Origin of the sequence: Pseudomonas sp. Z18(2022) (assembly GCF_036346535.1) — a bacterium.
Lineage (GTDB): Bacteria > Pseudomonadota > Gammaproteobacteria > Pseudomonadales > Pseudomonadaceae > Aquipseudomonas > Aquipseudomonas yamanorum_A.
In genome coordinates this window covers 365,622-390,579 of sequence record NZ_JAOTOA010000002.1, presented here as the reverse complement: position 1 = coordinate 390,579, position 24,958 = coordinate 365,622, and the positions used below count along the sequence as shown (strand labels likewise).

The 24,958-nt window shown below is 61.3% G+C and carries 18 protein-coding genes and 1 pseudogene; 12 read left to right on the top strand and 7 right to left on the bottom strand.

From position 1 onward, the window contains the following. The first annotated feature begins 7 nt into the window (after nucleotides 1–7). Nucleotides 8–655 carry a peptide-methionine (S)-S-oxide reductase MsrA gene (gene msrA, locus V3W39_RS07085; protein ID WP_177041524.1) on the top strand — a complete coding sequence of 216 codons (648 nt, stop codon included), beginning with the start codon at nucleotides 8–10 and terminating at the stop codon, nucleotides 653–655. A 98-nt stretch (nucleotides 656–753) separates the two neighbouring features. Here msrA and V3W39_RS07080 read toward each other — a convergent pair whose 3' ends face one another. After that, complete coding sequence (locus tag V3W39_RS07080; protein ID WP_076015494.1) at nucleotides 754–1,590, bottom strand: 23S rRNA (adenine(2030)-N(6))-methyltransferase RlmJ; 837 nt, start codon at nucleotides 1,588–1,590, stop codon at nucleotides 754–756. Nucleotides 1,591–1,764: 174 nt separating this feature from the next. On the opposite strand from V3W39_RS07080, the gene V3W39_RS07075 reads away from it, so the two are divergent. After that, nucleotides 1,765–3,042 carry an O-acetylhomoserine aminocarboxypropyltransferase/cysteine synthase family protein gene (locus V3W39_RS07075; protein WP_330212423.1) on the top strand — a complete coding sequence of 426 codons (1,278 nt, stop codon included), beginning with the start codon at nucleotides 1,765–1,767 and terminating at the stop codon, nucleotides 3,040–3,042. Here the strand turns inward: V3W39_RS07075 and V3W39_RS07070 are convergent. Further along, a complete protein-coding gene (locus V3W39_RS07070; protein WP_330212422.1) occupies nucleotides 3,028–3,741 on the bottom strand; it encodes a DUF4123 domain-containing protein in 714 nt (237 codons plus the stop codon). The two genes, V3W39_RS07075 and V3W39_RS07070, sit on opposite strands and share 15 nt — an antisense overlap. Then, nucleotides 3,738–5,759 (bottom strand): type VI secretion system Vgr family protein, encoded by a 2,022-nt coding sequence (locus V3W39_RS07065; RefSeq protein WP_330212421.1) that lies wholly within the window; start codon nucleotides 5,757–5,759, stop codon nucleotides 3,738–3,740. Before V3W39_RS07065 ends, V3W39_RS07070 begins: the two co-directional genes overlap by 4 nt. 187 nt (nucleotides 5,760–5,946) lie before the next feature. Here V3W39_RS07065 and V3W39_RS07060 point away from each other — a divergent pair, with 187 nt between their 5' ends. From V3W39_RS07060 to V3W39_RS07050, 3 genes are all read left to right on the top strand, one after another. Continuing rightward, the gene (locus V3W39_RS07060; RefSeq protein WP_177076087.1) at nucleotides 5,947–6,441 is read left to right on the top strand and encodes a DUF2165 family protein; all 495 of its coding nucleotides are present in this window, start codon (nucleotides 5,947–5,949) and stop codon (nucleotides 6,439–6,441) included. A gap of 173 nt (nucleotides 6,442–6,614) precedes the next feature. Continuing rightward, the gene (locus V3W39_RS07055) at nucleotides 6,615–7,217 is read left to right on the top strand and encodes a hypothetical protein (protein WP_256352261.1); all 603 of its coding nucleotides are present in this window, start codon (nucleotides 6,615–6,617) and stop codon (nucleotides 7,215–7,217) included. After that, complete coding sequence (locus V3W39_RS07050) at nucleotides 7,207–7,596, top strand: hypothetical protein (protein ID WP_330212420.1); 390 nt, start codon at nucleotides 7,207–7,209, stop codon at nucleotides 7,594–7,596. Before V3W39_RS07055 ends, V3W39_RS07050 begins: the two co-directional genes overlap by 11 nt. 95 nt (nucleotides 7,597–7,691) lie before the next feature. Here V3W39_RS07050 and putP read toward each other — a convergent pair whose 3' ends face one another. Together putP and V3W39_RS07040 are read right to left on the bottom strand one after the other, a co-directional pair. Next, entirely contained in the window at nucleotides 7,692–9,176 is a 1,485-nt protein-coding gene (gene putP, locus V3W39_RS07045) for a sodium/proline symporter PutP (RefSeq protein WP_010169263.1), read from the bottom strand. Nucleotides 9,177–9,298: 122 nt separating this feature from the next. Further along, on the bottom strand, nucleotides 9,299–9,604 hold the full coding sequence (locus tag V3W39_RS07040; protein ID WP_177041178.1) for a hypothetical protein: 306 nt from the start codon (nucleotides 9,602–9,604) through the stop codon (nucleotides 9,299–9,301). Nucleotides 9,605–9,633: 29 nt separating this feature from the next. Here V3W39_RS07040 and putA point away from each other — a divergent pair, with 29 nt between their 5' ends. Both putA and V3W39_RS07030 read left to right on the top strand, forming a co-directional pair. Beyond that, nucleotides 9,634–13,587, top strand: coding sequence for a trifunctional transcriptional regulator/proline dehydrogenase/L-glutamate gamma-semialdehyde dehydrogenase (gene putA, locus V3W39_RS07035; protein WP_330212419.1), 3,954 nt, complete (start codon nucleotides 9,634–9,636; stop codon nucleotides 13,585–13,587). Between the two features lie 236 nt (nucleotides 13,588–13,823). Beyond that, nucleotides 13,824–15,626 carry an acyl-CoA dehydrogenase gene (locus tag V3W39_RS07030; protein ID WP_330212418.1) on the top strand — a complete coding sequence of 601 codons (1,803 nt, stop codon included), beginning with the start codon at nucleotides 13,824–13,826 and terminating at the stop codon, nucleotides 15,624–15,626. On the opposite strand, the gene V3W39_RS07025 is transcribed toward V3W39_RS07030, so the two are convergent. Together V3W39_RS07025 and V3W39_RS07020 are read right to left on the bottom strand one after the other, a co-directional pair. Continuing rightward, on the bottom strand, nucleotides 15,623–15,916 hold the full coding sequence (locus V3W39_RS07025) for a cell division protein ZapA (protein ID WP_003209415.1): 294 nt from the start codon (nucleotides 15,914–15,916) through the stop codon (nucleotides 15,623–15,625). The genes V3W39_RS07030 and V3W39_RS07025 overlap by 4 nt on opposite strands. Continuing rightward, nucleotides 15,913–16,143: a hypothetical protein gene (locus tag V3W39_RS07020; RefSeq protein WP_003209413.1), complete on the bottom strand. Its 231-nt coding sequence runs from the start codon at nucleotides 16,141–16,143 to the stop codon at nucleotides 15,913–15,915. The genes V3W39_RS07025 and V3W39_RS07020 overlap by 4 nt, the downstream gene beginning before the upstream one ends. Before the next feature lie 223 nt (nucleotides 16,144–16,366). On the opposite strand from V3W39_RS07020, the pseudogene V3W39_RS33745 reads away from it, so the two are divergent. The 5 genes and pseudogenes from V3W39_RS33745 to selO all read left to right on the top strand — a co-directional run. Next, a pseudogene (locus tag V3W39_RS33745) lies at nucleotides 16,367–17,140 on the top strand (MCP four helix bundle domain-containing protein); the annotation flags it as partial. A 33-nt stretch (nucleotides 17,141–17,173) separates the two neighbouring features. Then, the gene (locus V3W39_RS33740; protein WP_405046157.1) at nucleotides 17,174–18,046 is read left to right on the top strand and encodes a methyl-accepting chemotaxis protein; all 873 of its coding nucleotides are present in this window, start codon (nucleotides 17,174–17,176) and stop codon (nucleotides 18,044–18,046) included. A 232-nt stretch (nucleotides 18,047–18,278) separates the two neighbouring features. Beyond that, on the top strand, nucleotides 18,279–20,021 hold the full coding sequence (locus V3W39_RS07010) for a potassium/proton antiporter (RefSeq protein ID WP_177041170.1): 1,743 nt from the start codon (nucleotides 18,279–18,281) through the stop codon (nucleotides 20,019–20,021). Between the two features lie 70 nt (nucleotides 20,022–20,091). Next, the gene (mscK, locus tag V3W39_RS07005; protein WP_177041168.1) at nucleotides 20,092–23,442 is read left to right on the top strand and encodes a mechanosensitive channel MscK; all 3,351 of its coding nucleotides are present in this window, start codon (nucleotides 20,092–20,094) and stop codon (nucleotides 23,440–23,442) included. A 50-nt stretch (nucleotides 23,443–23,492) separates the two neighbouring features. Then, nucleotides 23,493–24,956, top strand: a complete 1,464-nt coding sequence (gene selO, locus V3W39_RS07000) for a protein adenylyltransferase SelO (protein ID WP_330212417.1) — start codon at nucleotides 23,493–23,495, stop codon at nucleotides 24,954–24,956. The last annotated feature ends 2 nt before the right edge of the window (nucleotides 24,957–24,958 follow it).

The following is a 24,958-nucleotide window of genomic DNA, read 5'->3' as shown; positions in this document are numbered from 1 at the left end:
ACTGATGATGGTCTTGCGCTCGGAAATTCTGGTGAACAAAAACGTGCTTCCTACTCAAGAACAAGCTTTGCCTGGCCGTGAAACCCCGATGTCGCTGCCCGAGACGCACTTCGTCAATGGCAACCCGCTGCTGGGCCCGTTTGTCGACAACGTAGAGTTTGCGATCTTTGGCCTGGGTTGCTTCTGGGGCGCAGAGCGTCGTTTCTGGCAGCGTGACGGCGTGGTCAGCACGGTAGTGGGTTATGCCGGCGGCTACACGCCGAACCCGACGTACGAAGAAGTGTGCTCGGGCCTGACCGGCCACAGCGAAGTGGTGTTGGTGGTGTTTGACCAGGACAAGATCAGCTACGAAGAGCTGCTGAAAATGTTCTGGGAACTGCACAACCCGACCCAGGGCATGCGCCAGGGCAATGACATCGGCAGCCAGTACCGCTCGGTGATCTACGCGGTCAAGCCGGAGCACCTGGAGGCGGCGAAGGCCAGTGCACAGGCGTATCAGAATGAACTGACCAAGGCCGGCCTGGGCACCATCACCACGGAAATCGAAGAAGCGCCGACGGTGTACTTCGCCGAGGCGTACCACCAGCAGTACCTGGCGAAGAATCCCCAGGGTTATTGCGGGATCGGCGGCACAGGCGTGACCTGTCCGATCTGACGCCAAAAGCATCGCGGGCAAGCCCGGCTCCCACATTGGAATGCGTTCCAATGTGGGAGCCGGGCTTGCCCGCGATAGCGATCCAGCAAACGATACAACTATTCAGCGATCAGCCAATCCATCTGCCACCCACCCTGGGTTTGCCCAAGCTGCTTGGACAACCACGGCAACAGCTCACGCAACTCCTCCTCCAACCCCCACGGCGGATTGGCAATCGCCAGGCCCGAGCCGGTCAGGGTGTTGGGCGTGTCCAGCGGATGCACCAGCAATTCCACCCGCAGCAGCTTCGGCGCACCGGTGCCAGCCAGGTCCTGGTAGAAGCGGCGCAGCATGCGCTGGTCTTTCACCGGGTACCAGATCGCGGCAACCGTCTGACGCATCCGGCTCACGGCTTCCTTGAGGGAAGCGGCGCAGCGCTGCATCTCATCAAGCTTTTCGAACGGCGGATCAATCAGCATCAGCGCGCGTTTTTCCGGCACCGGCAGCAGCGCCCGTGGCACATGCCAGCCTTCGCCGAGGTGGACTTTCACCCGACGGTCGCCCTTCATGTTGTCCTTGAGCAGCAGGCCGTCTTCCGGGTGTTTCTCGTTGAGCAGCACACGGTCCTGAGGTCGTGTCAGGCGCCGCGCCAGCTCTGGTGAGCCGGGGTAGTAGCGCAACTCGCCATCCGGGTTCATCTCGTGCAGCACACGCATGTAATCGGCGGTCAGCGGTGGCAGGTCAGCCTGGCCCCACAGGCGTGCGATGCCTTCCAGGTACTCACCGGTGCGGTTCGCCTGGTCGCCCTGCAGGTCGTACAGACCAATGCCGGCGTGGGTATCGAGATAGGCAAACGGCTGTTCCTTGCGCGACATCAGGGCGATGAGGCGGGTCAAGGTCAGGTGTTTGAAGACATCGGCGTGGTTGCCGGCGTGAAAGGCGTGACGATAATTCATGGTTGCTCCTGCGCAGGGGGCGAAGTTTACCTTTTACGCAGGCAAAGGTGCAGGGCTGCGCGTCAGGTGGTGCTTATGCCGCAAACGCAGGAGCTGTGCCGAAAATAGTCTAATTGCCGGCACAGAAGCGGATTTATTGTGGCCAGCAATTATCCATGGAGGTCATAAAAACTCATGAAAGACGCCACCATCGCCCTGCACCACGGCTTCAAGTCGGACCCCACCACCAAGGCCGTCGCCGTGCCGATCTACCAGAACGTCGCCTTCGAATTCGATAACGCCCAGCACGGTGCCGATCTGTTCAACCTGGACGTTCCCGGCAATATCTACACCCGCATCATGAACCCCACCAACGACGTGCTGGAGCAACGCATCGCGGCGCTGGAAGGCGGCATCGCGGCCCTGGCCGTGTCGGCCGGCAGCGCGGCGATCCACTATGCGATCCAGACCCTGACCCGCGCCGGCGACAACATCGTGACCACGCCGCAGCTGTACGGCGGCACCTACACCTTGTTCGCCCACTTGCTGCCGAGCTTTGGCGTCGACGTGCGTTTCGCCCGTGACGACTGCGCCGAAGCCATCGCCGAACTGATCGATGACAACACCAAGCTGGTGTACTGCGAAAGCATCGGCAACCCGGCGGGCAATATCATCGACATCGAAGCCCTGGCCGATGTCGCCCACGCCCGCGGCGTGCCGCTGATGGTCGATAACACGGTGGCCACGCCGATCCTGTGCAAACCGATCCAGTTCGGCGCGGACATCGTCGTGCACTCGGTGACCAAATACGTGGGCGGGCATGGCAACTCGCTGGGTGGCGTAATCGTCGACAGCGGCACCTTTCCCTGGACGCAGTACCCGGAGAAATTCCCCGGTCTCAACCAGCCCGAGCCGGCCTATCACGGCGTGGTCTACACCGAGAAATTCGGCCCCGCCGCGTTTATCGCCCGAGCCCGCACTGTCCCCCTGCGCAACACCGGCGCGGCCCTGGCGCCGATGAATGCATTCCTGCTGCTGCAAGGTTTGGAAACCCTGGCCTTGCGCATGGAGCGCCATACCGAGAACGCGCTGAAGATCGCGCATTTCCTGCAAGACCACGAACAGGTGGAATGGGTCAGCTATGCCGGCCTGCCGGATCACCCGCACCATCATCTGGCGCAGAAATACATGCAGGGCAAACCGTCGGCGATTCTTTCGTTCGGCCTGAAGGGCGGTTACGAGGCCGGCGTGCGGTTCTACGACTCACTGCAAATCTTCAAGCGCCTGGTGAACATCGGCGATGCCAAATCCCTGGCCTGCCATCCGGCGTCTACCACCCATCGCCAGATGAATGAACTGGAACAGGCAAAGGCCGGGGTGAAGCCGGAGATGATTCGCCTGTCGGTGGGCATCGAAGCCATTGAAGACCTGATCGAGGACCTGCAGCAGTCCCTGGCTTCAACCCAACTCTGAGGCCAGCCACGCAGCCAGCGCCTGATGGCTGACATCCGGCCTGCGCACAAAGTGAGCGACCTTGTGTTTCAAGGTCGCCGGCGCAAAGGCGCTGTGCAGGTCCGGGCGCTGTTCTTCCAGCCATTGCAGCAGGTTGTCTACCAGCGTGACGCTCGATTGTTCACTCAGGTACTGGAGAACCTGCGGCGGTACTTGCCACCACGGGCTGGGCTTTGTCGCTCCCGCCGTCGAGATCGCGACCTCATGCGGGTGACCATTGATCCAGTAGCGACTGAATACAGGGAGCAACTCCCGCGCCCCAGGCCCGAGCGCCTGCAAAACAGGCAGCGTGTAGGCTCCATCCCAAAAGCGAAAAAACACCGCCTGCCCATCCGGCAACAGCACCTTGGTCAGGCTGCGCAAATGCTCGGTAACGGTTTGCAGAGAACAGGACGACACGGCCAGCCAACCCCAGTCGGTACCTTCGCATTCAGCGGCCCATTCCAGAAAAGCACTATCAACGGCAACTACTGCAACGCAGGGCATCACCTCATCCCACGCTGCATACTCGCTACCCGCCCAGATTGGACTGAGTGCCCGCCCATCGGTACGACGCCAGGCCTCGAGCGGCTTGCAGTCACTGGCATTGCCCAACACCGCAAACAACTGCTCGCCCACCTGCAACGGCGCAGACTCAAGCCAGAGCCCGGGAGAAATCATGGTGCACCTCCAGCCAACGATGCACTGCGATGCAGAGACGTATTGCACGCGCCATTCCGGCAGCGCTCGCACTCCTCACAAAAGGGCGCACCGCGTTTCAGGCTGAACACCTGCACGGCACTCAGTGGTGCCGGAATTACCGCCAGCAGTTTTTCCTGTAGCCCTGGCATCAGCGGTGCTCCCGCCGGTGCAGGCGCCCCGCCCAGCTGGATCGGAACGCTGCTGAAAATCCCGCCCGCCGACACATTGATCCACTGCCCACCAGCCTGGAGGGTCGCGCTGGCGCCCGCATCGATAACAATGCTTTGCCCCGCGCCGATTTGAATGGTCAGCCCGGCACGCACCTGCTGCGAGCCGGTGATCATCAGGTGATCGTCCTGCTTGAGTTCAGTCAGGCGGTTACCGTGAACGGTGCGCTGCTCTTCGCCCTGAAGCTCGTGACGGTCAAGACCTTTGATGATCACACTGCGTTGATTGTCGACCTGCACGTGCTGGTCATGGAGTACGTGCTGGGTCCAGTTGCGCTGGGCCCGCAGGTAGATTTCCTCGGCGCCCTTGCGGTCCTCGATCCGCAGCTCGTTGTAGCCACCGCCGCCGGGGCTGGTCTGGCTACGGAAGATACTGCGGGTCTTGTCCGCCGGCAGGTCCAGGGGCACCGGCGTCGCCGCGTTGGCCAGGCAGCCGACCACCAGCGGCGTGTCGGCGTCGCCGTCGACGAAGCCCACCAGCACTTCCATGCCCACCCTCGGGATCAACACTGCGCCGTAATGCTCATGGGCCCAGCCACTGGCCACCCGCAGCCAGCAGCTGGAGTGTTCGTTGTTTGCGCCAGCGCGATCCCAGGCCAGTTGCACCTTGACCCGGCCGTACTCATCACAATGAATTTCACTGTCGACGGGCCCGGTGACCAGCGCATTCTGGTAACCGGATATCGGCGTGCGTGGCGGCGGTAGCCCGGGGCGAAACACCGTGTCCCACGGCGTGGCGACGAAGGTGTTGCTGTAGCCCTGGGCGGCTCCATCGCCCACAGACTCTTCGAGCACCTGCGGCTGGCTGCCGGTATGAGTGATCTGCGTCACCAGCCACAGATCATTCCACTCCTCCCGTGGATGCGCTGCCAGCTTGAAGAACTGACCACTGACCAACGCCGGCTGATCACCACTGCCATGGGCCTGGCGATAGTCGCCGCGGTGCCGCTCAAGGGCCCGTTGCGCCAGGTGTCTGCCATGGGGGCGGTCAGTGAAATGCCCGGGGTAATCGTGATTTTCCAGGGACGGGAGCTGTTCACCGAGCACTTCGCTTTCCAGCTGCAGGCGCGGTTTGCGAAAGTCATAATCCCGCAGGTTCACACCCGTTGTCCGGGTTTCCAGGCGCACTGAAAAGCGCTTGATCACGGGGGTATCGGCGACCATCCCTGAGCCAGGCGCATACTCCGTCGGCTGCTCGCCCTGGCTGAACACCGCCTGGTCATCGCCAAACACCAACAGGTGCCCGTCGGGGCTGTGCTGGAAATGGTAGTGAATCCCCAATTCGGCACACAGCCGCTGGATAAACCCCAGATCGCTTTCACCAAACTGCACGCAATACTCGCGCTCGTGATACTCAGCGCCCAGCCTGAATTCGAATGCATCGCCCTGGATGCCCTGCCCCTCCAGCACCTGCCTGATGATCTGCGGCACGCTCTGGTGCTGGAAAATACGTTGATGACTGCTGTGTTGCAGGTACGCCAGGCGTGGCACCAGGCTGATCTGGTAGCGCGTCAGGCGCCGGCCGGAATCGCCTTGGGCAACGCGGTAGACCTGGCCGTGAACGCCGTGCCCCTGGGCATCAAAGCCCAGGAAGGCCTGGCGATGCAGGAGGCTCTCAAGGTCAAGGTCCGGCTGCTCGCTGACCAGTTCCAGGTCAAAGCGAAAAGGCTGGCTGATGGCTTCGTTGCCCTTGAACTCATAAACCTTGAGATCACTGGGCATACCGTCGAGGGTCAGGGTGAAAGCACTTTGATTGGCAGGAGCGAACATCCGGTGTTTCTCTGCGAGTAGTGGGCGAGCGATTCTGCACCAGCTTTTTGCCAAGCTGAGCGCGCCGCAGGCAAATCAGTAAATCCCTACATCCCAGGCGCTTTAATCTTCATGTATCAGGCGTCGAAGCCCTACCACCAGCATGCTAGCGTATTCATCCCCATCGCCCCATGACAATGGAAAAAACATGGCCACCCGTTACGCAAAAATCGTCCTGACCCTGGCCCTGGCAGCCTTCGCCACACTCGTCGCCTTCAGCAACATCACCGACTACGGCTCCAACTTCGCCTTCGTCAAACATGTGCTGAGCATGGACACCACCTTCCCGGGCAACGCCGCGATGTATCGGTCCATCACCACGCCGTGGCTGTGGCACGCTGCGTATTGGCTGATCATTGCGGGTGAGGCACTGACGGCAGTGTTGCTGGCACGAGGCGCGCTGGCCTTGTGGCGGGCTCGCCGTGCCACCGGCGCCGAGTTCCACCGCGCCAAGAAAGGCGCAGTCACGGGTCTGACCCTCGGGTTTGTGGTGTGGTTTTTCGGCTTCATGGTGATCGGCGGCGAATGGTTCCTGATGTGGCAATCCCATCAGTGGAACGGCCAGGAAGCCGCGTTCAAGTTTTATATGGCGATCCTGGGTGTGCTGATTTTTCTTAATCAGCCGGATGCTGATCACGGCTGAAAGACTACGAAATCGACGCCGGTGGATGCTCTTTCACAAACTACTGTCAGATAGCAGACGGTAGTTTGTAGCCCTTTTCCCAAAGTATAAAAAACGCCTCACATTCAACGCTCACATCCCCCAGGTGAGCCCTTAAATTGCGGTGCCATCTCCATCGGAAAGGCCCGCATAATTTGCAGGACATTGGCAAAACGCTCGAAGAAATTGATGCACCGCACAAACAGTCTCTACGCCAGGGCGGCGGTGCCGTGCGGGACGATTTCCTGGCGCGGCGCCGAACCCTGTTTGCCAAGCTGGAGGCGCAAATGCAAGGCTTTGCGCGTTACGGCACCCGTTTGCGCAATGAGGGTTCGATCAAGAAAATGCTCGGGATATCCACCCGAAGTTATCTGCACACCGGGGAAATCAACAGGTATGCCGAAACGCTTGCGCGGGTGTCGAAGACGGCCAAGCTGCTGAAAAATGGAACGCCGCTGGGAATTGCGCTGAGCACTACGGCGTCGGCGCTGGAAATCAAGGAGGCTTGCTCTACAGGGAGAGAAGAGCAATGCAGGCAAGCGAGATATGTGGAGGTGGGGAAGTTGGCGGGCGGGGTAGCAGGTGGTTTTCTAGGTGGTGCCGCGGGTTCCGGGTTGTGCTTTCTCGTATTGGCGCCCACAACTGGCCCTGGGTCATTAGGCTGCCTATTGATAGCGGGTGGTGTTGGGGGCGCTGCCGGAGGAAATCTGCTTGGGATTGCCGGCGAAAAAATCGGGGATCTATTGTATGAACATTGACCACGCCCTCCAGTACCCCTTGAAAGATCTGGTGCTTATAGGCTCCTCCTTTCTCATGATTGCTTACGGCATGTTCGGAATGTACCTGGCTTACCGAAAGCTTGAGGTAATGGAAAGCCATCTCAACAAGTGTCGCCTTGTCGAGTTCCATAGTGGCTTCTGGGGAAGCTCGCCGCGAGGCAGAATGCTAAGACTAGGTGCAGTCTATGCGGCACTCGTGTTTACCAAACGAAATGCAAGACGCGGCATCATCGATTTACAGCAGGTACAAGACTTTCCGAAAGGCATGAAATACCTACTGCACTGCACTGCTATTTTCGGACTGATGTGGATAACAGCTGCGGCAATCTTCTACTTTTGCTATTACCTTACGCTGTAAAAAACTGCGGCCTTTAAGCCTTTCAAAAAAAAACGGCCCGTCATCCAAAAGATGCGGGCCGTTTTCAGTTCAGCGGGCCTTCAAGCCCCCGCCGATTACTTGTTGAGGTTGTAATCCGCCTCGGCCGCATCAAACCGCTGAACCATGCCAGCCGTCGGCGCGCCCAGCTTGCTCACGAAGTAAATTGCCAGGCTCGCGAAGATAAAGCCCGGGATGATTTCGTACAGGCCCAACAGGCTGAAGTGCTTCCACACGATCACCGTGATCGCGCCCACCAGGATGCCGGCCAGCGCGCCATTGCGCGTCATGCCTTTCCACAGGACGGAGATCAGCACTACAGGACCGAACGCAGCACCAAAACCGGCCCAGGCGTAGCTCACCAGGCCCAACACGCGGTTTTCCGGGTTGGCGGCCATGGCGATGGCGATCAGCGCCACCAGCAGCACCATGGCACGACCGACCCATACCAGTTCAACCTGAGAGGCGTTTTTGCGCAGGAAGGTTTTGTAGAAGTCTTCGGTCAGGGCGCTGGAGCACACCAGCAACTGGCAGCTCAGAGTGCTCATTACCGCCGCCAGGATGGCCGACAGCAGCACACCGGCAATCCACGGGTTGAACAGCAGCTTGGCCAGTTCGATGAACACACGCTCGTGGTTCTCGGTCACGGGGCCGGCGACTTCCGGGTGCGCCGAGAAGTAGGCGATACCGAAGAAGCCCACCGCCACGGTGCCACCCAGGCACAGGATCATCCAGGTCATGGAGATACGACGCGCATTGGCGATCGACTTCACCGAATCCGCCGCCATGAAACGCGCGAGGATGTGCGGCTGGCCGAAGTAACCCAGGCCCCAGCCCATCAGCGAAATGATGCCGATGAAGGTGGTGTTTTTCAGCATGTTGAAGTTGTCAGGGTTCTGCGCTTCGATCGCCAGGAAGGTGGTATCGACGCCACCGGTGGCCAGCAGCACGATGATCGGAGTCAGCAGCAGGGCGAAGATCATCAGCGTGGCTTGTACGGTGTCTGTCCAGCTCACCGCCAGGAAACCACCGACAAAGGTGTAGGCAATCGTCGCGGCAGCACCGGCCCACAGCGCGGTCTCGTAGGACATGCCGAAGGTGCTTTCAAACAGGCGGGCGCCGGCCACGATGCCGGAAGCGCAGTAAATGGTGAAGAACACCAGGATCACCACTGCAGAGATGATCCGCAGCAGGCCGCTTTTATCTTCGAAACGGCTGGAGAAGTAATCCGGCAGCGTCAGGGCGTCGCCGTTGTGCTCGGTCTGCACCCGCAGGCGACCGGCTACAAACAGCCAGTTCAGGTAGGCACCAACGATCAGGCCGATGGCGATCCAGCTTTCCGACAGGCCAGACATGTAGATCGCGCCGGGCAAGCCCATCAGCAACCAGCCGCTCATGTCCGAGGCGCCGGCCGAGAGCGCGGTGACCACGCTGCCGAGGCTGCGACCGCCCAGAATGTAGTCGGAAAGGTTATTGGTGGAGCGATAGGCCATGAAGCCGATCAGCACCATGGCAGCGATATAGATCACAAATGTGATCAAGGTAGGATTACTTACGCTCATTGAGTTACGCCCTGGCTTTGTTTTTATGTAGCGGCGGTCTGTCAGGACGGCCACCCACTCGCAAGTGGATAGACGAAGCCTGGCGCCGCGCATTTATGACTGACGTTTCCCCAGGAAAGCCATCAGCCGATGAACCGTCCGTAAGAGGTTGCACCTTGGGCGCGAATGCTATTCAACAAAGTAAATAAGGTGCAACCAGTTTCTTGAGAATAAGTTGCACCTTGATGTTTTTTTAAGAAAACACCGTGTTTTTGCTCCTTTTCGGAGCAAGCACAGCCAAAGTCAGAACCAATTGCACCAAGGCGCAGCCGATTCGGCTGCGGCGATAATTTTTCCCGATCAGCATCAAAAAAATCATGGATAAAAAGGGTTGCACCCGGTTGCACCTCTCTCGGCGCAAAGCTAATCTTGCCGCCAGCTGATGCCACGCGGTAGTGGCACCCATGAGGATAAAAAGATGGCTACGACCACCCTTGGGGTCAAACTTGACGACCCGACCCGCGAGCGCCTGAAGGCGGCCGCGACCTCCATTGATCGCACGCCGCACTGGCTGATCAAGCAGGCGATTTTCAATTACCTGGAGAAACTCGAGGGTGGTGCAACCCTGGCCGAGCTCAACGGCTTGGCCAGCAAGGACGCAGAAGAAGCCGGTGAGGTCCAGACCGACCACGCCCACCAGTGCTTCCTGGAGTTCGCCGAGAGCATCCTGCCGCAATCCGTGCTGCGTGCCTCGATCACCGCCGCTTACCGTCGCCCGGAGCCGGAAGTGGTACCGATGCTGATCGAGCAGGCTCGCCTGCCAGCGGCAATGGCCGAAGCCACCAACAAACTCGCCTCCTCGATCGCCGAAAAACTGCGCAATCAGAAAAGCGCCGGCGGCCGTGCAGGTATCGTCCAGGGCTTGCTGCAAGAATTCTCCCTGTCGTCCCAGGAAGGCGTCGCGCTGATGTGCCTCGCCGAAGCACTGCTGCGCATCCCGGACAAGGGTACCCGCGACGCGCTGATCCGCGACAAGATCAGCACCGGCAACTGGCACCCACACTTGGGCAACAGCCCGTCGCTGTTCGTCAACGCCGCCACCTGGGGCCTGCTGCTGACCGGCAAGCTGGTCGCCACCCATAACGAAGCCGGCCTGACCTCGTCCCTGAGCCGCATCATCGGCAAGAGCGGCGAGCCGATGATCCGCAAGGGCGTCGACATGGCCATGCGCCTGATGGGCGAGCAGTTCGTCACCGGTGAAACCATCGCCGAAGCCCTGGCCAACGCGAGCAAGTTCGAAGCCAAGGGCTTCCGCTATTCCTACGACATGCTCGGTGAGGCTGCACTCACCGAACACGACGCGCAGAAGTACCTGGCCTCGTACGAACAAGCCATCCACTCGATCGGCAAAGCGTCCCACGGTCGTGGGATTTATGAAGGCCCGGGCATCTCCATCAAGCTTTCGGCCCTGCACCCGCGTTACAGCCGTGCGCAGTACGAGCGCGTGATGGACGAGCTGTACCCGCGCCTGCTGTCCCTGACGCTGCTGGCCAAGCAATACGACATCGGTTTAAACATCGACGCCGAAGAAGCCGACCGCCTGGAGCTGTCCCTCGACCTGCTGGAACGCCTGTGCTTCGAGCCGCAACTGACCGGCTGGAACGGCATCGGCTTCGTGATCCAGGCTTACCAGAAGCGTTGCCCGTATGTGATCGACTACGTGATCGACCTGGCGCGCCGCAGCCGCCATCGCCTGATGATCCGCCTGGTGAAAGGCGCGTACTGGGACAGCGAAATCAAGCGCGCCCAGGTCGAAGGCCTGGAAGGCTACCCGGTGTACACCCGCAAGGTGTACACCGACGTTTCCTACATTGCCTGCGCACGCAAGCTGCTCTCGGTACCGGAAGTTATTTACCCGCAGTTCGCCACCCACAACGCCCATACGCTGTCGGCGATCTACCACATCGCCGGTCAGAACTATTACCCCGGCCAGTACGAGTTCCAATGCCTACACGGCATGGGTGAACCACTCTACGAGCAGGTTGTAGGCAAGGTCTCCGAAGGCAAGTTGAACCGTCCGTGCCGCGTGTACGCACCGGTCGGTACCCACGAAACATTGCTGGCCTACCTGGTGCGTCGCCTGCTGGAAAACGGCGCCAACACTTCGTTCGTCAACCGTATCGCCGACCAATCCATCTCGATCCAGGAGCTGGTGGCGGATCCAGTGGCCAGCATCGAGCAGATGGCGACGCTGGAAGGCGGCTTCGGCCTGCCGCACCCGCGTATCCCGCTGCCCCACGACCTGTATGGTGCCGAGCGCGCCAACTCCGCCGGTATCGACCTGGCCAACGAACACCGTTTGGCGTCGCTGTCCTGCGCCCTGCTGGCTACCGCCCACAACAGCTGGAAAGCCGCGCCGATGCTCGGTTGCGCTTCCAGCAATGAAGCCGCAGTGCCGGTGCTGAACCCGTCCGACCTGCGTGACGTGGTCGGCCACGTACAGGAAGCCACCGTCGAAGACGTCGACAACGCTATCCAGTGCGCCTTGAACGCAGGGCCAATCTGGCAGGCCACCCCGCCCGCCGAACGCGCCGCGATCCTGGAACGTGCCGCTGATTTGATGGAAGGCGAGATCCAGCCACTGATGGGCCTGCTGGCCCGCGAAGCCGGCAAGACCTTCGCCAACGCCATCGCCGAAGTGCGTGAAGCCGTGGACTTCCTGCGTTACTACGCAGTGCAGGCCCGCAACGACTTCACCAACGACGCCCACCGCCCATTGGGCCCGGTGGTGTGCATCAGTCCGTGGAACTTCCCGCTGGCGATCTTCAGTGGCCAGGTTGCCGCTGCACTGGCCGCCGGTAACCCGGTACTGGCCAAGCCGGCTGAGCAAACCCCATTGGTGGCCGCACAAGCCGTGCGCCTGCTGCTGGAAGCCGGGATTCCGGAAGGCGTGCTGCAACTGCTGCCGGGCCAGGGCGAAACCGTCGGTGCCCGCCTGGTGGGTGACGATCGCGTCAAGGGCGTGATGTTCACCGGTTCCACCGAAGTGGCGCGCCTGCTGCAACGCAACGTCGCCGGCCGACTGGATGCACAAGGTCGTCCGATCCCGCTGATCGCCGAAACCGGCGGCCAGAACGCGATGATCGTCGATTCCTCGGCGCTGACCGAACAAGTGGTCATCGACGTGGTGTCGTCAGCCTTCGACAGCGCCGGCCAACGCTGCTCGGCCCTGCGCGTACTGTGCTTGCAGGAAGATTCCGCTGATCGCGTGATCGAAATGCTGAAAGGGGCAATGGCTGAGTGCCGCCTCGGTAACCCGGAACGCCTGTCGGTGGATATCGGCCCGGTGATCGACGCCGAAGCCAAGGCTGGCATCGAGAAACACATCCAGGCCATGCGCGACAAAGGCCGCAACGTTTACCAGGTGGCCATTGCCGACAGCGAAGAGGTCAAGCGCGGCACCTTCGTGATGCCAACCCTGATCGAACTGGAAAGCTTCGATGAGTTGCAGCGGGAGATCTTCGGCCCGGTGCTGCACGTGGTGCGCTACAAGCGTAAAGAGATCGACCAGCTTATCGGCCAGATCAATGCCTCCGGCTATGGCCTGACCCTGGGCGTGCATACCCGTATCGACGAGACCATCGCCAAGGTGATCGACAACGTCCATGCCGGTAACGTCTACGTGAACCGCAACATCGTGGGTGCCGTGGTCGGCGTGCAACCGTTCGGCGGCGAAGGCCTGTCGGGTACCGGCCCTAAAGCTGGCGGCCCGCTGTACCTGTACCGCCTGCTGTCGACACGTCCTACGGATGCCATCGAGCAATCCTTCGTTCGCGGTGATGCTCTGGCCGCACCGGATGTACGCCTGCGGGATGCCATGAGCAAGCCGCTGACCGCCCTGCAAGCCTGGGCCGACAGCAACAAGCTCAGCGACTTGAGCGCCCTGTGCGTGCAGTTCGCCACGCAATCCCAAAGCGGTATCACCCGCCAACTGGCCGGCCCGACCGGCGAGCGCAACAGCTACGCCATCCTGCCCCGCGAGCACGTGTTGTGCCTGGCGGAAGTGGAAGGCGACCTGCTGACGCAACTGGCCGCCGTGCTGGCAGTCGGCAGCTCGGCGGTATGGCCGGAAACTGAATTGACCAAGGCCGTGTTCGCACGCCTGCCGAAGGATATTCAGGCGAAGATCACGCGAGTGGCTGACTGGACCAAGGATGAAACCGTGTTTGATGCCGTACTGCATCACGGCGATTCCGACCAACTGCGTGGGGTTTGCCAGCAAGTGGCCAAGCGTGGCGGGGCGATTGTCGGGGTTCACGGCTTGTCTTCGGGCGAAACCGGGATTGCCCTGGAGCGCCTGGTGATCGAGCGCGCGCTGAGCGTCAACACTGCGGCGGCGGGCGGTAACGCCAGCCTGATGACCATCGGCTAACTGACAAAACGCGGTCGAAATGTGGGAGCTGGCTTGCCTGCGATGGCATCACCTCGGTGTATCTGACACATCGAGGTGCCTGCATCGCGGGCAAGCCCGGCTCCCACAAAAGCTCCCACATTGACCGCGTCCCAGCTTCCTCCCTGTTTTGCCCCTCCATCACCCAGATCAATCTTGCTATCCAGCCTCTATTTGCGCACTTAGACTCAGGCCTATTCCCACACAGGTAAGCCGCCATGTCCGAGACGCTGCTCAGTTCCCGCAATCTGGCTTTCGAGCTGTACGAAGTCCTCGATGCCGAGGGCCTGACCCAGCGCGAGCGGTTTGCCGAACACAACCGCGAAACCTTCGACGCCGCCATCGGCACCGCCCGCAGCATTGCCGAGAAATTCTTCGCGCCGCACAACCGCAAGGGTGACGAGAACGAACCGCGCTACGAGAACGGTCAGGCGATTCTGATTCCTGAGGTGAAACCGGCCGTAGATGCCTTCCTCGAAGCCGGCTTTCTCAATGCCGCCCGCAGCTTCGAAGCCGGTGGCATGCAGCTGCCGACCCTGCTCTCCCAGGCCTGTTTCGCACACTTCCAGTCGGCCAACGCCGCCTCCACGTCCTATCCGTTCCTGACCATGGGCGCCGCCAACCTGATCGAGAGCTTCGGCACCGAGGAGCAGAAGCAACGCTTCCTGCAACCGATGATCGAAGGCCGCTTCTTCGGCACCATGGCCCTGACCGAGCCCCATGCCGGTTCATCACTGTCGGATATTCGCACCCGCGCAGAGCCGGCAGCTGACGGCAGCTATCGCCTCAAGGGCAACAAGATCTTCATCTCCGGCGGCGATCACCCGCTGTCGGAAAATATCGTGCACATGGTGCTGGCCAAGCTGCCGGACGCGCCCGCCGGAGTGAAGGGCATTTCGCTGTTTATCGTGCCCAAATTCCTGGTCAACGACGACGGCAGCCTGGGCAAACGCAACGATGTGCTGCTGGCCGGGCTGTTTCACAAGATGGGCTGGCGCGGTACCACGTCGACTGCGCTGAACTTCGGCGATAACGGCGAGTGTGTCGGCTATCTGGTGGGCAAGCCGCACCAGGGCCTGAGCTGTATGTTCCAGATGATGAACGAGGCGCGGATCGGCGTCGGCATGGGCGCCGTGATGCTCGGTTACGCTGGCTACCTGTATTCCCTGGAGTACGCCCGCGAACGCCCCCAAGGCCGCCTGCCCGACAGCAAGGATCCCCACACCGCGCCGGTGTCGATCATCCAGCACGCCGATATCAAGCGCATGCTGTTGACGCAAAAAGCCTACGTGGAAGGCGCCTTCGACCTCGGTCTGTATGCCGCGCGACTGTTCGATGACACCACGACGCTCACCACCGAAACCGAGCGCAAACAGGCCCACGAACTGCTGGATCTGCTGACGCCGATCGTCAAATCCTGGCCGTCGGAGTTTTGCCTGAAGGCCAACGAGCTGGCGATCCAGATACTCGGCGGCCACGGCTACACCCGCGAATACCCGGTGGAACAGTACTACCGCGACAACCGCCTGAACCCGATCCATGAGGGCACCCACGGCATTCAGTCGCTGGATCTATTGGGACGCAAGCTGGCGCAGAACGGCGGCGCGGGCTTGAAGCAACTGATTCGCCTGATCGCCGAGACCGGCGCGCGGGCACAGGAATACCCGTCGCTGACCGCCTTGCGGGAACCGCTGGAACAGTTGGTGGCACGCCTGCAAAGTGTCACCCTCGGCCTGCTGACGGATCTCGCCCAGGGCAAGGTCAACAGCAGCCTGGCGAATTCGGCGCTGTACCTGAAAGTGTTCGGGCATACGGTGATTGGCTGGCGCTGGCTGGAACAGGCGATTCGCGCCGAGGAAGGGCTGGCCAAAGGCAATGCTGCCGATGTCGCCTTCTATAAGGGCAAGCTCCAGGCCGCCCGGTACTTCCTGACGTGGGAAATACCGGGCTGCCATCATGAACTGGCGATTCTCGAGGCACGTGATGACACGTGCCTGGGGATGCAGGATGAGTGGTTCTAAGGCGTTCCAATCGCCTTGGAAATCACCTCGACCGTGGCGCTGACTTGCTCTTGGTAACGGTCGAGTTCCTGCTGGTGGTGCTTTTGCATTTCGATCTGCTCGGCGCACAGGTTCAGCGCCGCCAGCACCAATAGCTTGTCACCGATCAGCGTCGGGTACTTTTTCTTGGTAGTGGCCAGGGATGCCTTGAGCATCGTCACGGCGCTCATCAGGGTGTTGTCTTCCCCCTCCGGCGCCTTGATCGAGTAATCCTCACCGAGAATCGAAACGACCTTTATCCCTTCATTCATGCGCTGACAGGACCTGCGCTCACACGCTCAACCAACGCCTGGATACGGGCAGCGGTGGCGCCCTGCTTTTCTTCCTGTTCCATCAGGTTCAGCTGCAAGCTGTCGTTTTCATCCTTGGCGCGAGCCAGTTCGGCCTTGAGGGATTCGTTGGTGCCCAGCAGATCCTGGTTCTGCTGTACCAGGTCGCTGACCAGTTGTTCCAGTTGGCTGAGGGATGCTTCTAACATTTTGATTTCTCGGGCTTTTTCAAAGGGCGGTGACGATAAAGAAAATTCACCTCGGATGCCAGGGTTATCCCCGGCGCGGGGCCTTGATTTTACAGGGCAGGCCACGCTTTCGAGCCTTAGTGACTGCATTTATGGCATCTGGTTCCTGAATCCCGTCGGCCCGTCCAAATCTGCGACAAAAGCGCGCACCCCCTCAAGACTTTAGTCGTATGACCGATAGGTCATGGACACCCCGCCCAAACCCCGCATGGATCGCGCTTCTCCCCAGGATCACAGCATGTCTCTTCGTAATATGAATATCGCGCCGCGAGCCTTCCTCGGCTTCGCGTTGATTGGCGCGCTGATGTTGTTTCTCGGCGTGTTCGCGTTGAACCAGATGAGCAAGATTCGCGCGGCGACGCAAGACATCACCCTGAGCAGCGTGCCGAGCATTCGTGCCCTGGATGAGTTCACCCAGCTGACCCTGCGCCTGCGGGTGCTGTCCTATCGCTTGCTGACCAACCGCGAGCCCGACGTCCAGCAAAAGACCCTTGAGTCGTTTGACGTGCGCAACCAGCAGATCCGCACCGCGCAGGGCATCTACGAAAAACTCATCGATAGCAGCGAAGAACGTGCTGCCTACGATGAATACGTGCGCCTGCTGGCCCAGTACCATCAGATCGAAGAGCGCATGAAGAGCCTGTCCCGGGCCAATCAGGTGGAAGAACTGCGCACGCTGCTGAACACCGAGTTGCTGAGCAACTCGGATCAGGTCAACGCCGTCTTGAACCGCCTGCTGGACATCAACAACAAGATGGCCCTGGCCACCAACCAGCAAGCTGCCGACCAGTACGACATGGCCTTTGAGCTGGTGGTGATCCTGCTGATCCTGGCCACTGCGCTGACCATGCTGTTCGCCTGGCTGCTGACCCGCAGCATTACCCAGCCGATTGCCCAGGCCCTGGACGCCGCCGAGGAAATCGCCGAAGGCAACCTCACCCGCCCGATCAAGGTGGAAGGCAACGACGAAGCCGGCCGGCTGCTGCTGGCAATGGCCAAGATGCAGGACAAGCTGAAGGACACCTTGCAGCGCATTTCCGGCTCGGCCACCCAACTGGCCTCCGCCGCGGAAGAGCTGAACGCCGTGACCGACGAAAGCGCCCGCGGCCTGACCCAGCAAAACAACGAAATCGAACAGGCCGCCACGGCGGTGAACGAGATGACCAGCGCGGTTGAAGAAGTGGCCCGCAACGCGGTCAGCACCTCCGAAGCCTCGAAAAACGCCACTTCGTCTGCGGGCGATGGCCGTGATCTGGTGCAGGAAACCGTCAGCGCCATCGAGCGCATGAGCAGCGACGTGCAAGCCACTGCCACCCTGATCGGCAACCTGGCGGAAGAGTCCCGGGACATCGGCAAGGTGCTGGACGTGATTCGCGGCCTCGCCGACCAGACCAACCTGCTGGCCCTGAACGCGGCGATTGAAGCGGCGCGCGCCGGTGAAGCCGGGCGTGGTTTTGCGGTGGTGGCGGATGAAGTGCGGGCCCTGGCCCATCGCACCCAGCAGTCCACCAGCGAAATCGAGCGGATGATCGGCAGCATTCAGGCCGGTACCGAGCATGCGGTGGATTCGATGCGCAACAGCACCGAGCGTGCGGAATCGACGTTGAACATCGCCAAGGGCGCGGGGATGTCGCTGGATACCATCAATACCGCCATCGTTGAAATCAACGAGCGCAACCTGGTGATCGCCAGCGCCGCTGAAGAGCAGGCGCAAGTGGCACGGGAAGTGGATCGCAACCTGGTGAATATCCGTGATTTGTCGGTGCAATCGGCGACCGGTGCCAGCCAGACGAGCGCGGCGAGCAGTGAGCTGTCGCGGTTGGCGGTGGATTTGAACGGGATGGTGGGGCGGTTCCGGCTTTAACTGACACCGGTGATCCCTTGTGGGAGCTGGCTTGCCTGCGATAGCAATCTGACAGTCACGATCTCCAGTGACTGACACACCGCGATCGCAGGCAAGCCAGCTCCCACATTTGACCTGCGTACATCCCCAACACCTTTTTTGACAGCACAGCAATTCAACAGGTTAGAATCGCTGGCACGCAGACTGCATGGTCAGTTTGCGCCTCGTCTTTCCTGCTCATGGAGTACTGCCTTTGAATGCGACGACCATCAACAGCCTGTTCTTGATCGGCGCGTTGCTGGTAGGTGCGAGCATTCTGGTGAGTTCTCTTTCGTCCCGCCTGGGGATCCCGATCCTGGTGATCATCCTGGCCGTGGGCATGATCGCCGGCGTCGACGGCGGCGGCATCATCTTCGATAACTACCCTACCGCCTACCTCGTGGGCAACCTCGCCCTGGCCGTGATCCTGCTCGATGGCGGCCTGCGAACACGGGTAGCCAGTTTCCGCGTGGCGCTCTGGCCCGCGTTGTCCCTGGCGACGGTCGGGGTGCTGATCACCACCGGTCTCACCGGCATGGCAGCCGCCTGGCTGTTCAACCTCAACATCATTCAAGGCCTGCTGATCGGCGCCATCGTCGGCTCCACGGACGCCGCCGCCGTGTTCTCGCTGCTGGGCGGCAAAGGCCTGAACGAACGGGTCACCGCCAGCCTGGAAATCGAATCCGGCAGTAACGACCCGATGGCGGTGTTCCTCACCGTCACCCTGATCGACATGCTCGCCAGCGGCCAGACCGGCCTGCACTGGAGCCTGCTGACGCACCTGATCCGCGAATTCGGGATCGGCGGCATCATCGGCCTGGGCGGTGGCTGGTTGATGCTGCAGATGGTCAACCGGATCAACCTGGCCAACGGCCTGTACCCGATCCTGGTGATTTCCGGCGGCCTGTTCGTGTTTGCCCTGACCAACGCCTTGCACGGCAGCGGCTTCCTCGCCGTGTACCTGTGCGGCCTGGTGATCGGCAACCGCCCGGTGCGCAGCCGTCATGGCATCTTGCATATGCTCGACGGCATGGCCTGGCTGGCACAGATCGGCATGTTCCTGGTGCTGGGCCTGCTGGTCACGCCCCATGACCTGCTGCCCATTGCGCTGCCGGCCCTGGGCCTGGCGCTGTGGATGATTCTCTTCGCACGGCCGCTGTCGGTGATCGTCGGCCTGCTGCCGTTCAAGGCCTTCCATGGTCGAGAGAAAGCCTTTATCGCCTGGGTCGGCCTGCGCGGCGCGGTACCGATCATCCTGGCGGTGTTCCCGCTGATGGCCGGCCTGCCCCACGCCCAGCTGTACTTCAACCTGGCGTTCTTTATCGTGCTGGTGTCGTTGCTGGTACAGGGCACGAGCCTGCCGTGGGTCGCCAAATTGTTGAAAGTGACGGTACCGCCCGAGCCTGCGCCGATTTCCCGGGCGGCCCTGGAAGTGCACGTCACCAGCGAGTGGGAGCTGTTCGTCTATCGCCTGGGTGCCGAAAAATGGTGCATCGGTGCGGCCCTTCGCGAACTGAAAATGCCCGAAGGCACGCGGATCGCTGCGCTGTTTCGCGGCCAACAACTGCTCCATCCGTCGGGTAGTACGGTGCTGGAAGTCGACGATCTGCTCTGCGTGATCGGCCATGAACACAACCTGCCGGCCCTCGGCAAACTGTTCAGCCAGGCACCGCAACGGGGCCTCGACCTGCGCTTCTTCGGCGACTTCGTACTGGAAGGCGACGCCCAGCTGGGCGCGGTTTCGGCGCTGTACGGGCTCAAGCTCGAGGGCATCGACCCGGACATGCCGCTGAGCCGCTTCATCACCCAGAAAGTCGGCGGTGCGCCCGTGGTCGGCGACCAGGTGGAATGGAACAACACCATCTGGACCGTCGCGGTCATGGACGGGAACAAGATCGGCAAAGTCGGCGTCAGATTCCCCGAAGGAAGTCGCCCGGGTCCCGGACTCTTCCTCTAAACTGCGGGGCGACGGCGCGCCAGTCGATGTCAGGACGCCCCCTATTTATCACCTTGCTTGACCGGTCTCTATGACAATCCTGCGCACCTTTTTAGCCACTGCCCTGCTAGGCCTGACCCTCTGCGTCGGCACCGTACACGCGGCCGACCCGCCCAGCATCGACTCCGTCCAGCAAACCCTGGACAAGCTGCCGGACCGCAAGCTGCCCGACGCCGACATGAAGGCGCTGCAATCCATCCTGCAGCAGACCCTCACCTTCCTCGGCAACCAGCAGGACTATCAGCAGCGTCTGGTGGACCTCAAGCGCCAGCTCGAAGACGCGCCGCGCCAGACCGTCGACAACCAGCGCGAACTGGTCCGGCTCAAGGCCACCAAGGTAATTCCGGTCGCCCAGCGCTACGCCACCTTGCCGGTGCCGCAACTTGAGCAACTGCTGGTGCAGCGCACCACCCAGCAAGGCGACCTGCAAAAGGAACTGGCCGACGCCAACAGCCTGACCATCGCGGCGCAGACCCGCCCCGAGCGCGCCCAAACCGAAATCAGCAGCAGCCAGACGCGTATCCAGCAGATCAGCGCGACCCTCAAGGCCGGCAAAGACAACGGCAAGACCCTCAGCGGTGACCAGCGCAACCAGCTGAACGCCGAGTTGGCCGCCCTCAACGCGCTGATTCCCTTGCGTCGCCAGGAACTGGCCGGCAACAGCCAGCTGCAAGACCTTGGCAACAGCCAGCACGACCTGGTGCTGGAAAAAACCGCCCGCCTTGAGCAGGAAATCCAGGACCTGCAAACCCTGATCAACCAGAAGCGCCTGGCCCAATCCCAGGAAACCGTGACCCAGCAATCCATCGAAGCCCAAAAGGCCGGTGGCAGCAGCCTGCTGGCCACGGAAAGCGCGGCCAACCTGAAACTGTCCGACTACCTGCTCAAAAGCACCGACCGGCTCAACGAACTGACCCAGAAAAACTTGCAGACCAAGCAGCAACTGGACAGCGTGACCCAAAGCGACTCGGCCCTGGACGAGCAGATCAACGTACTCAAGGGCAGCCTGTTGCTGTCCAAGATCCTCTACAAACAGAAGCAGGCCTTGCCGCGCCTGACCGTAGACCGCGACCTGGCGGACGACATCGCCAACATTCGCCTGTACCAGTTCGAGGTCAACCAACAGCGCGAACTGATCAGCACCCCTAGTACCTACGTCGACAGCCTGCTGGCCAACCAGCCGGCCGACCAGGTGACGCCACAACTGCGGCGCACCCTGCTGGAACTGGCGATCACCCGCAGCGACCTGCTGGAGCGCCTGAGCCGGGAACTGAGCGCACTGCTCAACGAATCCATCACCCTGCAACTGAACCAGAAGCAACTGCTGAGCACCGCCACCACCCTGCGGGCGACCCTCGACGAGCAGATGTTCTGGATTCCCAGTAACAAGCCGCTGGACACCGAATGGCTGGAAACCGTACCGGCGCACCTGAGCAAACAGGTCACCACCCTGCCGTGGGCTTCAAGCGTCAGCGAACTGTATGACGGCCTGACCCAACGCCCGCTGCTGTTCCTGCCCCTGCTGCTGTTGATCGGTGCCCTGCTGTGGCGCCGCAGCGCCCTGTATGCCCGGCTGAAAAAAATCCACATGGACATTGGCCACTTCAAGCGCGACAGCCAGTGGCATACGCCGGTGGCGATCCTGGTGAATATCGCCCTGGCGATGCCGGTGGCGCTGGGCCTGGCGCTGTGCGGCTATGCGCTGCAGATCGACGCCCGCGGGCAAAACGCCAACCTCGGCGCGGCCCTGCTACAGATTGCCCAAGCGTGGCTGGTGTTCTACACCGCCTACCGAATCCTTGCGCCCGGCGGCGTGGCAGAGCTGCATTTCCGCTGGGAAAAGCCCCAGGTCGAATTCCTCCAGGGCTGGGTGCGCAAGCTCGGGCTGGTGGTACTGGCATTGGTGGCCGTAGTAGCCATCGCCGAGCACCAGCCGGCAGCACTGGCAGACGACGTGCTCGGCATTGGCGTGGTACTGACCTGCTACGCCTTGATGGCGTGGCTGCTCGGTCGGCTGCTGCTCAATAGCCCGACCCACGAAAAAGCCTCGCTGTTCCGCAAAGCCGTCGGTCTGGTGTTTACCGCACTGCCGGTCGCGCTGTTTATTGCCGTGTGTTTTGGCTACTACTACACCGCTCTGAAACTCAGCGACCGGCTGATCAACACCCTGTACCTGCTGATGTTCTGGCTGGTGATCGAAGCCACCTTCGTACGAGGCCTGGGGGTTGCCGCACGGCGCCTGGCCTACGCGCGGGCCCTGGCCAAACGCCAGGCGGCCAAGGAAGCGGGTGATGGCGAAGCGGTGATCGAAGAGCCGACCCTGGACATCGAACAGGTCAACGAGCAGTCGATGCGCCTGATTCGCCTGGCCTTGCTCGGTGGCTTTATCGCCGCGCTGTACTGGGTGTGGTCTGACTTGATCTCGGTGTTTTCCTACCTGGACAACGTCACCCTCTACGAATACACCAGCGGCACCGGCGCCAATATCAGCATGGTGCCCATCAGCATCGGCGACTTGCTCGGCGCCTTGATCATCGTCGGCATCACCTTCGCCCTGGCACGCAACCTGCCCGGCCTGCTGGAAGTGTTGGTGCTGTCCAAGCTCGACCTGGCCCAGGGCAGCGCCTACGCCACCACCACGCTACTGTCCTACGTGATTGCCGGCGTGGGCTTTGTCTCCACCCTGTCGACCCTCGGCGTGAGCTGGGACAAATTGCAATGGCTGGTGGCCGCGCTGTCGGTGGGGTTGGGCTTTGGTATGCAGGAGATCTTCGCCAACTTCATCTCCGGCATCATGATCCTGTTCGAGCGCCCGGTGCGGATCGGCGACACCATCACCATCGGCAACCTGTCGGGCACGGTGAGCAAGATCCGCATCCGCGCCACCACCATCACCGACTTCGACCGCAAAGACATCATTGTCCCGAACAAAACGTTCATCACCGGGCAACTGATCAACTGGTCGCTGACCGACACCATCACCCGGGTCACCCTGAAACTGGGCGTGGACTACGGCTCGGACCTGGACCTGGTGAAGGAATTACTGCTCAAGGCCGCCGCCGAAAACCCGCGCGTGTTGAAGGACCCGGCGCCCCACGTGTACTTCCTCAACTTCGGTGAAAGCACCCTCGACCACGAGCTGCGCATGCATGTGCGGGATCTTGGCGACCGCAACCCGGTGATCGATGAGGTCAACCGCTTCATCAACCGCGAGTTCAAGAACCACCACATCAACATCTCGTTCCGGCAGATGGAGGTTTACCTGAAAAACCTGCATGGCCAGGAATACAAGCTGGTGCCGGTAGAGGAAGAAAACCGGACCATCCTGCCGCCCGCCCAGGACCAGGACCTGCCCGAGCCGCCGCCCGCCAAACTCGACTAAACGCGTTATCCCCAGCAGAATGGTCGGACATTCTGCTCAGGAGATGGCCGTTGAAAGCCCTCGACGAACTGACCTTCGACAACCGCTTCGCCCGCCTGGGCGACGGTTTCTCAACCCACGTACTGCCCGAGCCCATCGACGAACCGCGTCTGGTGGTGGCGAGCGAGGCGGCCATGGCGTTGCTGGATCTCGACCCTGCCGTGGCCGAAACGCAGGTATTCGCCGAGCTGTTTGGCGGGCACAAGCTGTGGGCCGAGGCCGAGCCGCGGGCGATGATCTATTCCGGGCATCAGTTTGGCTCGTACAACCCGCAACTGGGCGACGGCCGCGGGCTGTTGCTGGGCGAGGTTTATAACCAGGCAGGCGAGCATTGGGACCTGCACCTCAAGGGCGCCGGGCAAACCCCGTACTCGCGCATGGGCGATGGGCGCGCGGTGCTGCGCTCGTCGATTCGGGAGTTTCTGGCCTCCGAAGCGCTGCATGCGCTGGGTATTCCCAGCAGTCGCGCACTGTGTGTGATCGGCTCTGACACACCGGTGTGGCGCGAGAAACAGGAACGGGCCGCCATGGTGCTGCGCCTGGCCCACAGCCATGTGCGCTTTGGGCATTTCGAATATTTCTACTACACCAAGAAACCCGAGCTGCAGAAGGAGCTGGCGGAGCACGTGTTGTCGTTGCACTTCCCGGAGTGCATGGAACAGCCCGAGCCGTACCTGGCGATGTTCCGCGAAATCGTCGAGCGCAATGCCGAGCTGATCGCCAAATGGCAGGCCTATGGGTTCTGCCACGGCGTGATGAATACCGACAACATGTCGATCCTCGGCATCACCTTCGACTTTGGGCCCTTTGCGTTCCTGGATGACTTTGACGCGCAGTTCATCTGCAACCACTCGGATCATGAAGGGCGTTATTCCTTCAGTAATCAGGTGCCGATCGGGCAGTGGAATTTGAGCGCGTTGGCGCAGGCGTTGACGCCGTTTATCAGCGTTGAGGCTTTGCGGGAAACGCTGGGGTTGTATCTGCCGTTGTTCCAGGCGCGCTACCTGGACCTGATGCGCCGCCGATTGGGCCTTACCACCGCCGAAGATGACGACCAGAAGCTGGTGGAGCGCCTGCTGCAACTGATGCAGAACAGCGGCGTCGACTACACCCTGTTCTTCCGCCGCCTGGGGGATGAATCAGCCGCGCTGGCTGTGGCGCGACTGCGCGACGACTTTGTCGACCTCAAGGGATTTGAAGAGTGGGCGGATCTGTACAAGGCCCGTGTGGAGCGCGAAGCCAGCGGCACAGAAGAGCAGCGGCGTGAGCGGATGCATGGGGTGAACCCGCTTTATATCCTGCGCAATTACCTGGCGCAGAACGCTATCCAGGCGGCTGAGCTGGGCGATTACAGTGAAGTGCGTCGGCTGCATGAAGTGCTGACCAAGCCGTTTGAAGAGCAGCCTGGGATGGAACAGTACGCCCAGCGGCCGCCGGACTGGGGGAAGCATTTGGAGATTAGTTGTTCGTCGTAAGC

Coding starts and splice junctions, on each gene's coding strand:
- V3W39_RS07070 (WP_330212422.1), bottom strand. CDS start 3,741: ATGATTTCTCCCGGGCTCTGGCTTGAGTCTGCGCCGTTGCAGGTGGGC.
- msrA (WP_177041524.1), top strand. CDS start 8: ATGGTCTTGCGCTCGGAAATTCTGGTGAACAAAAACGTGCTTCCTACT.
- V3W39_RS07065 (WP_330212421.1), bottom strand. CDS start 5,759: ATGTTCGCTCCTGCCAATCAAAGTGCTTTCACCCTGACCCTCGACGGT.
- V3W39_RS33740 (WP_405046157.1), top strand. CDS start 17,174: ATGGCCAAGATGCAGGACAAGCTGAAGGACACCTTGCAGCGCATTTCC.
- V3W39_RS07050 (WP_330212420.1), top strand. CDS start 7,207: ATGAACATTGACCACGCCCTCCAGTACCCCTTGAAAGATCTGGTGCTT.
- V3W39_RS07075 (WP_330212423.1), top strand. CDS start 1,765: ATGAAAGACGCCACCATCGCCCTGCACCACGGCTTCAAGTCGGACCCC.
- V3W39_RS07025 (WP_003209415.1), bottom strand. CDS start 15,916: ATGAATGAAGGGATAAAGGTCGTTTCGATTCTCGGTGAGGATTACTCG.
- V3W39_RS07060 (WP_177076087.1), top strand. CDS start 5,947: ATGGCCACCCGTTACGCAAAAATCGTCCTGACCCTGGCCCTGGCAGCC.
- V3W39_RS07080 (WP_076015494.1), bottom strand. CDS start 1,590: ATGAATTATCGTCACGCCTTTCACGCCGGCAACCACGCCGATGTCTTC.
- V3W39_RS07020 (WP_003209413.1), bottom strand. CDS start 16,143: ATGTTAGAAGCATCCCTCAGCCAACTGGAACAACTGGTCAGCGACCTG.
- mscK (WP_177041168.1), top strand. CDS start 20,092: ATGACAATCCTGCGCACCTTTTTAGCCACTGCCCTGCTAGGCCTGACC.
- V3W39_RS07030 (WP_330212418.1), top strand. CDS start 13,824: ATGTCCGAGACGCTGCTCAGTTCCCGCAATCTGGCTTTCGAGCTGTAC.
- putP (WP_010169263.1), bottom strand. CDS start 9,176: ATGAGCGTAAGTAATCCTACCTTGATCACATTTGTGATCTATATCGCT.
- putA (WP_330212419.1), top strand. CDS start 9,634: ATGGCTACGACCACCCTTGGGGTCAAACTTGACGACCCGACCCGCGAG.